The following is a 315-nucleotide window of genomic DNA, read 5'->3' on the forward strand; positions in this document are numbered from 1 at the left end:
ATCGACGCGCCCGCCGGCGTCAAACCGATCGAATGGCGCTTGCTGACCAACCGCCGCGCCGAGACGCTGGAGGCGGCCGTGGAACTGGTCGAGTGGTACCGCGCCCGGTGGGAAATCGAACTGTTGTTTTTGGCCCTGAAGGTCGGCTGCCGGGTCGAGGCGCTGCAGCTGAGCACGCTCCAACGCCTGGAGCGCACCCTGATCATCAGCTGGCGCATCGCGCGCCTCAAGCATCTGGGACGCACCTCCCCCGAACTCGATGCCAGTGGTGTGTTCGAGGCTGAGGAATGGCAGGCCGCCTACCTCTTGGCCAAG

Annotated in this window: 1 protein-coding gene; it reads left to right on the top strand. The window is 66.0% G+C overall.

What is annotated here, in order from left to right; all coding sequences use genetic code 11:
• Positions 1-315 (top strand): IS4 family transposase (locus HW932_RS21590; protein WP_176978496.1); only part of this gene is annotated, 315 nt, incomplete at both ends.

Origin of the sequence: Allochromatium humboldtianum (genome assembly GCF_013385175.1) — a bacterium.
Lineage (GTDB): Bacteria > Pseudomonadota > Gammaproteobacteria > Chromatiales > Chromatiaceae > Thermochromatium > Thermochromatium humboldtianum.